Origin of the sequence: Pseudoxanthomonas mexicana (genome assembly GCF_010093385.1) — a bacterium.
GTDB lineage: Bacteria > Pseudomonadota > Gammaproteobacteria > Xanthomonadales > Xanthomonadaceae > Pseudoxanthomonas_A > Pseudoxanthomonas_A mexicana.
In genome coordinates this window covers 1-7,441 of the sequence record NZ_PDWV01000089.1, presented here as the reverse complement: position 1 = coordinate 7,441, position 7,441 = coordinate 1, and the positions used below count along the sequence as shown (strand labels likewise).

The window sequence follows — 7,441 nt, the reverse complement described above, 5'->3', positions numbered from 1 at the left end:
CCCCACCCCGTTGTCTGACCCCTGCTCCGGAGAACGACATGCCCCTGCTGCACAAATCCCTCATCGCCCTCGCGCTGGCCGGCATCCTTGCCCTGCCCCTGCTCCGCCTGGACGCCGATGCCAGTGCACCCGCCGCCGCCGACGCGCCGCCCGCCATCGTCAGCGTCGCCCCGGCGGTGCGCACCGACTTCGCGCCACGCCACTGGGCGCCCGGCAGCATCATCAGCCGTCGGGACGCGCGCGTGGCCAGCGAGCTGGAAGGGCGCGTGCAGCAGGTCGCCGAAGTCGGCCAGCACGTACGCGCCGGACAGCCGCTGGCGGTGCTGGACGACACGGCGCTGCGCCTGCGCGAACGCGAGAGCGAGGCGGAGCTGGCCCGCATCCAGGCCCAGCTGGACCTCGCGGTGCGGCAGGAACAACGCTACGCACAGCTGGCGGCCCAGCAGAACATCGCGCGCTCCCAGTACGAGCAGTTGCGGGCCGAACGCGACATGCTGGCGCAGGACCAGGCTCGCGCGCGGGCCCAGCTGGCCCAGATCCGGCACCAGCGCACGCAGATGGTGGTGCGCGCCCCCTTCGACGGCATCGTGGCCGAGCGCCACACGCAACAAGGCGAGTACCTGGTGACCGGCGCATCGGTGGCGCGGCTGGTGGACACGGCAGCACCCGAGGTGCGCGTGCGTGCGCCCGTGGAACTCGCACGTCATCTGGGCCAGGGCACGACGGTACGCGTGCGCAGCGCCGACGGCGAGCGCGACTACCCCGTCAGTGCGCTGGTACCCGTGGGCGACGAGGCGTCGCGGCAGCTGGAACTGCGCATCGTCCTGGACGACCTGCAGGCACCGGTGGGCACGGCCGTGGACGTGGGCCTGCCCAGCGCGGAGGTCCGCAGCGTCGTGGCCGTACCGCGCGATGCGGTGATCCTGCGCCGCGAGGGCGACTTCGTGCTGCGCGTGGACCCTGCCGGCAAGGCCGAACGGCTGGCGGTGAAGACCGGCGCCGCCGTGGACGATCTGGTCGAAGTCAGTGGCGACGTACGCGCCGGTGACCGCCTGATCGTGCGCGGCGGCGAACGCGTCGAACCGGGCCAGGCGGTGTCCGTGCAGCCGCTGGCGGTCGCGCTCGCCGCGCGCTGACGCGAGCGTCAACGCTCGATGCTGCGGGGTCCGCGGGCGCGGCGGTGACGTTGCGGCGCGCGCCCCTCATCGGCAACGCGCAGTACCGGAATCGTGGCCGCAGGCAGGGCGGACTCGGCACGTCCGGGAATGAGCGGCTGCGAGCCGTTCGTGCGAACGAGGAAGCGCGCAGGATCCAGGAGCTTCGCCGCATCGACGCAATCCAGGAACGGATAGTGTCTCCCCGTGGCCGGGTCCGTCAGTCGCGACGGCGAAAGCTGCAGGACAGCCATGCGTTGTGCTGGCGTGGCCAGCGGTGCCGCCTGATGCAGGGCCGCTGCGCACGCGGCGACCATCGGCGCGGCCTGCGAGGTGCCGCCGTAGGACGAAATGCCACCGTTCAAGCCGGCCGACCGGACGAACGCACCGGCGGCGAACAGCGCCGTCGTCGTGCTCCGGTTGCTGAAGCAGGTCGGTTGCCGCGGCGACCGCGATGCCTCCGTGCAGCCCAGGAAGGTGGTCGACTCCGCCGTCATGTCCCAGGTCGCCGCCACCCCGAGCACGTTGCTCAGGCACGCCGGTGCCGCCATCCGTTGCAGGTCGCCCTGGTTGCCGCTGGATGCCACCACCACGGTGCCTTGCGTGTTCAAGGTATCGACGGCGCTCTTCAAGGCGATGAGATACGACGCCGAGGCATCGCAGGCACCCGCGAACAGGTCCCAGGTACCCAGGCTGAGGTTGACCACGTCGGTATCGGGGTGTTGCGTCGCGATCCAGTCCAGTGCGGCCACGACATCCGACGTGCAGCAGAAGCCATTGCCGCCATCCATCACCTTGATGGCGACCAGCTGCGCCGCCGGCAGCGCGCCGCGCGGCGCGACAGGGCCGGCCCCCACCATGATGCCGCCGACGTTGGTGCCATGGCCGTTGTCGTCTTCCGCCGCGCCCGCACCGGATTGGGTGGGCTGCCCGTTCGGACAACACCCGCTGCCGGAAATGTGCGAGCAGAAGCATTGCTGGCCCACGACACGCGGCGCCAGGTCGGGGTGATCCGTGTCCACGCCGGTATCGACGACGGCGACCTTGATGCCGTTCCCATCCAGGCCGACACCCTGCAGCAGGTCCACCCGGTTGAGCACGGCGCTTTCGTCCGCCGCGACGGCGCCACCGGTGCCGCCGCGGTCCACGTCCACCTTGCGCACCCACACGTTGCGTTCCAGCCGCGCGAGCGTGGTCGCGTCGGCCTCGATGACCAGCGCGGGTACGCGGGCGAAGCGGCGATGCAGGCGATAGCCCTTCCCGGGCAGCATGCCGAGCAACGCATCGCCCTGGCGGCGGACGCGCTGTTCCCTGGCGAACGTCGTATCGCGCAATGCTCCCGCCTTGCCGTGCCCGAGCTCCTCCATCATCACCACGACGCGCGCACGACCCTGCTGCTGCGCCACCTGCCTTGCCTGCAGCGACACCTTGTCCATGGCCAGCGCCGGCATGCCCGCAAACAGCAGGCACGCCATCACGACGAGCTTCTTCATCTCGACCCCCTGTGAGTTGGGCTAGATTACCCGCATCGCGGCACAGCCGCCGCTGCCCCTTCCGTCCACGATGCCGTCTCCGCGCACCGCCCGAGCCACCGGACCCAACCTGCGCGAGCGCTTCGATGCGATGCGCAACCTGGCGCCGTTCCTGCGCCAGATCTGGCAGACCAGCCGCACGCTGACCGTCGCCAGCCTGGGCCTGCGGGTGGTGCGCGCGCTCATGCCCGTGGTCACGCTGTACATCGGCAAGCTGATCATCGACGAGGCGATCCGCCTGGTCGGGCTGGGGCTGGACTTCGGCTCGCTGGGCGATGCCTGGCGCAGCGGACAGCTCGACACGCTGCTGGGCCTGCTGGCGCTGGAATTCACCCTGGCCATCGTGTCCGACCTGCTGGGGCGGCTGGTGAGCTACGCCGACGCCCTGCTCTCCGAGCTGTTCACCAACGCCACCAGCATCCGCCTGATGGAACACGCGGCGCAGCTGGACCTGGAGGATTTCGAAGACCCCGACCTGCAGGACAAGCTGGACCGCGCGCGCCGGCAGACGATGGGGCGCATGAACCTGATGAGCCAGCTGTTCGGCCAGGTACAGGACGCCATCACCGTGGTCAGCTTCGCCGCCGGCCTGCTGGTGTATGCGCCGTGGCTGATCGCGCTGCTGGCGCTGGCGCTGGTGCCGGCCTTCATCGGCGAGGCCCATTTCAATGCGCTGGGCTATTCGCTGAATTTCCAGTGGACGCCCGAACGCCGCCAGCTGGAGTACCTGCGCCAGATGGGCGCCAGCGTGGAAACGGCGAAGGAGGTGAAGATCTTCAACCTCCATCGTTTCCTGATCGACCGCTACCGCACGCTGGCGGAGAAGTTCTTCCTTGCCAACCGCGCGCTGGCGCGGCGACGCGCCTTCTGGGGCGCACTGCTGGCGGCGCTGGGCACGCTGGGCTACTACGTGGCGTACGGCTATATCGCCTGGCGCACGGTACGCGGCGACTTCAGCATCGGCGACCTGACCTTCCTGGCCGGCAGCTTCCTGCGCCTGCGCCAATTGCTTGAAGGCCTGTTGATCGGCTTCTCCCAGGTGGCCGGGCAGGCGCTGTACCTGGACGACCTGTTCTCGTTCTTCGAAATCGAACCGGAGATCGCCTCGCCCGCGGATCCGGGCCCCGTCCCGCGGCCGATCCCCCGCGGCTTCGTGTTCGAGAACGTCGGCTTCCGCTATCCCGATGCCGAACGCTGGGCCGTGCGGCACCTGGACTTCGAACTGCGCGCCGGGGAGGTGCGGGCGCTGGTGGGCGAGAACGGCGCCGGCAAGACCCCCCTGGTGAAACTGCTGGCCCGCCTGTACGACCCGGACGAAGGCCGCATCCTGCTGGACGGTCGCGACCTGCGCGAGTACGACATCGACGACCTGCGCGCGAACATCGGCGTGATCTTCCAGGACTTCGTCCGCTACCACCTGACCGCGGGCGAGAACATCGGCGTCGGCCGGATCGAGGCCATGCACGACCAGGACCGCATCCGCGCCGCCGCCGCGCGGGCCATGGCCGACGAGGTCATCGAAAGCCTGCCGCGCGGCTACGACCAGATGGTGGGTCGCCGCTTCAAGAACAGCGTGGACCTCTCCGGCGGCCAATGGCAGAAGATCGCCATCGCCCGCGCCTACATGCGCGACGCGCAGGTGATGATCCTGGACGAACCCACGGCTGCGCTGGATGCGCGCTCGGAGTTCGAGGTCTTCCAACGCTTCAAGGAATTGTCGGACAATCGGACCGCCGTGCTGATCTCGCACCGCTTCTCGAGCGTGCGCATGGCCGACCGCATCCTGGTGCTCGATGAAGGCCGCCTGGAAGCGAGCGGCACGCACGAACAGCTCATGGCCCAGGGTGGCCGTTATGCCGAACTGTTCGAACTGCAGGCCGCCGGCTACCGCTGACTTTCCCCCCACAGGAGACACGACGTTGCGCCACGTTCACTATCGACTCGCCACCGCCCTCCTCCTCGCGCTGCCGCTGGCCGCGTGCAATTCTTCCGCCAAGAGCGACGCCGACGCCAAGACACCCGCGGCGGCACAAGCCGCGCCCGCCAGTCAGCCGGCGCAGACGCTGACCAGCGCCAAGGGCCAGATCCGCGTCACCCAGGTGGCCCGCGGTTTGGCCCATCCGTGGTCACTGGCGTTCCTGCCCGACGGCAGCATGCTCGTCACCGAACGCGGCGGCGCGCTGCGCCGTGTCGGCACCGACGGGGCCGTATCCGCACCCATCAGCGGCGTGCCGAGAGTGTTCGCCACCGGCCAGGGCGGCCTGCTCGACGTGGTACTGGCCCCGGATTTCGCCACCACGCAGCGCATCTACCTCAGCTACGCCGAGCCCGGCGACAACGGTACCGCCGGCACCGCGGTCGCCTACGGCACGCTGGCCGGCGACGCGCTCACCGACGTCAAGGTCATCTACCGCCAGGAACCGAAGGTCGACGGCCCCAACCACTTCGGCTCGCGCCTGGTCTTCGACGGCAAGGGCCATCTGTTCATCAGCCAGGGCGAGCGCAACAAGCGCGCGATGTCGCAGGAACTCGACAAGCTGCAGGGCAAGCTGGTGCGCCTGAACCTCGACGGCAGCGTGCCGCAGGACAACCCCTTCGTCGGCAAGGCCGGCGCGCGTCCGGAGATCTGGAGTTACGGCCACCGCAACATGCAGGGCATGGCGCTGGACCCGCGCACCGGCACGCTGTGGCAGAGCGAGCACGGCCCGCGCGGCGGCGACGAGATCAACCTGCCCCAGGCCGGAAAGAACTATGGCTGGCCCGTCATCACCCACGGCATCAACTACTCCGGCCAGCCCATCCCCGAGGCCGAGGGCAAAGCGAAGGACGGCATGGAACAGCCCTTCCACGTGTGGGAGAAGTCGCCAGGCGTATCGGGCATGGCGTTCTACACCGGGCGCCCCGAAAGTCCCTGGAACGACAGCGTGTTCCTGGGCTCGCTGGCCGAACGCAACCTGATCCGCCTGACCCTGCAGGGCGACACGGTGCTCGGCGAGGAGCGTCTGCTCAACGAGATCGGCGAGCGCGTCCGCGACGTGCGCGCGGGTCCGGACGGCAACGTCTACGTGGTCACCGATGAGGAAGACGGCAAGCTCCTGCGGATCGAACCGCCGAAGGCCCCGTGATCATGCACATGCGTACCGTCACCTTCGCCACGCTCCTGCTGGCGGCCAGCACCGCGCTTTCCGCCCACGCGCAGTCGACCATGGACTATGCACAGGCCAAGCAGCGCGCCGACGCGGACGAAGCGTCGCTGCATGCCCTGACCTCGCGGGCGATGCGCGACGCCCAGGCTCGCGTGCTGGACGACGCCATCGCCCGTTGCGCCGCCCCGGACGCCGACACCTCGCCGTTCGTGGTGGTGGCGGAGCTGGATGCCGCGGGCAAGGTGGTGCATACGTGGCGCGATGGCGGCACGGCCCTGGCGACTTGCGTACAGGCGCAGATCGCCGGCTGGACGCTGCCCGCGCCGCCACGCGCGCCGTTTCTCACCTCGTTCGAACTGAGCTTCACGCCATGAGCGACGGCACCGACATCAACGCGCTGCTGCGGGCCCGTCTGCCCACGGGTGGACCGCTGCAGATTCCGCCGCCCTGCCTGACCAACATGCAGGGCGAGCCGGTCGCGTATGTGGAAGGCGAGTCGCTGGCTATGCGGTTTCCGGTGCTGGCGCGCTACCAGAATCCGATCGGGCACATGCAGGGCGGTTTCATCGTGGCGGCGCTGGACAATACGCTGGGCCCGTTCTCGTACCTGATCGCGCCGCCCAGCGTGACGACCTCGCTCAACACGCAGTACCTGCGCCCGGTGACGCCGGAGATGCCGCACATCATCTGTCATGCGCGGCTGGTGGAACGCACGCGCACGCAGTTGTTCCTCGCCGGCGAGGTCCGCGACGACGCCGGTCGGGTGCTGGTGATGTGCCAGGCGGTGTGCCAGATCCTGCCGCAGAAGAGCGCTTGAGTTTTGAAGCCCCTCTCCCTGCGGCGACCGAAGGAAGTCCCTGTGGGAGAGAGGGGTTGGGGTGTTTTTCAAAGAAAAAGCGCGCATGAGATGTGCTGAGGATTCGTGGGGGCTGGGAGGTGTTCATAAAGTACGGCGTTGGCTTTCGTGGGTTTGCTGAGGCATGGCGGCCGGTTTGGCATGGTGCCGCTCGCCGCGGGGGCCCTACTTTTCTTTGCTTGTGCAAAGAAAAGTAGGCAAAAGAAACACACCCCGGCGGTCCGCCCGCCGCTGCGCGGCGGGTGCGCAGCCCCGGCGGGGATTTTCGGCCGGGGCATCCTGCCCCGGCCGAAAACGGCGCACATCCTTGTGCGCCGCCCCTGCGGGGTTTGACCCACCGGGACTGCCGGACCTAAGGGGTCCCAAGAGCCGCGCCCGACAGATCGAAGCTCGCGACAAGCTTTTGACTTTGCCTTTGCTCCCGCTCACGGGTCCCCATGAGGCACGGCGAGCGGGACAGGCAAAACCCGAAGGGCGCCGCCCTGGATGGGCGGCGTTTTCGTATGGCACATGGATGTGCCTTACGTAGTTCCTGGCCCGCTCGCGGACCCGGAGCGAAGCGCAGGGCGTGCCGCCTGGGGTGTGCTTTCTTTGGTCACTTCCTTTGCACAAGCAAAGAAAGTGACGCCTCGCGGCGAGCGCGCCATCTATGCGAAAAGAGAAAAGCCATCCCGCAAAGCCACGAAACCATTGCCATCGCGGATCTGGCTCAAGGCAGACGCCAAGACGGATACGGACTTCGTTGCCCCTCAC

Annotated in this window: 7 protein-coding genes; 6 read left to right on the top strand and 1 reads right to left on the bottom strand. The window is 68.9% G+C overall.

The genetic code is table 11. The features are described from left to right. A partial coding sequence (locus tag CSC76_RS18415) for an efflux RND transporter periplasmic adaptor subunit (RefSeq protein ID WP_238395093.1) occupies positions 1 to 1,136 on the top strand: 1,136 nt, incomplete at its 5' end. A gap of 8 nt (positions 1,137 to 1,144) precedes the next feature. Here CSC76_RS18415 and CSC76_RS18410 read toward each other — a convergent pair. Further along, the gene (locus CSC76_RS18410; protein ID WP_162111411.1) at positions 1,145 to 2,647 is read right to left on the bottom strand and encodes a S8 family peptidase; all 1,503 of its coding nucleotides are present in this window, start codon (positions 2,645 to 2,647) and stop codon (positions 1,145 to 1,147) included. A gap of 70 nt (positions 2,648 to 2,717) precedes the next feature. Here CSC76_RS18410 and CSC76_RS18405 point away from each other — a divergent pair, with 70 nt between their 5' ends. The 5 genes from CSC76_RS18405 to CSC76_RS19200 form a co-directional block, all read left to right on the top strand. Further along, positions 2,718 to 4,580, top strand: a complete 1,863-nt coding sequence (locus CSC76_RS18405) for an ABC transporter ATP-binding protein (RefSeq protein WP_162111410.1) — start codon at positions 2,718 to 2,720, stop codon at positions 4,578 to 4,580. Between the two features lie 25 nt (positions 4,581 to 4,605). After that, complete coding sequence (locus CSC76_RS18400; protein WP_238395092.1) at positions 4,606 to 5,811, top strand: PQQ-dependent sugar dehydrogenase; 1,206 nt, start codon at positions 4,606 to 4,608, stop codon at positions 5,809 to 5,811. An 8-nt stretch (positions 5,812 to 5,819) separates the two neighbouring features. Then, positions 5,820 to 6,206, top strand: coding sequence for a hypothetical protein (locus CSC76_RS18395; protein WP_162111408.1), 387 nt, complete (start codon positions 5,820 to 5,822; stop codon positions 6,204 to 6,206). Further along, positions 6,203 to 6,649: a PaaI family thioesterase gene (locus CSC76_RS18390; RefSeq protein ID WP_162111407.1), complete on the top strand. Its 447-nt coding sequence runs from the start codon at positions 6,203 to 6,205 to the stop codon at positions 6,647 to 6,649. The genes CSC76_RS18395 and CSC76_RS18390 overlap by 4 nt, the downstream gene beginning before the upstream one ends. Positions 6,650 to 7,198: 549 nt before the next feature. Further along, positions 7,199 to 7,441 (top strand): hypothetical protein (locus CSC76_RS19200; RefSeq protein WP_238395091.1); only part of this gene is annotated, 243 nt, incomplete at its 3' end.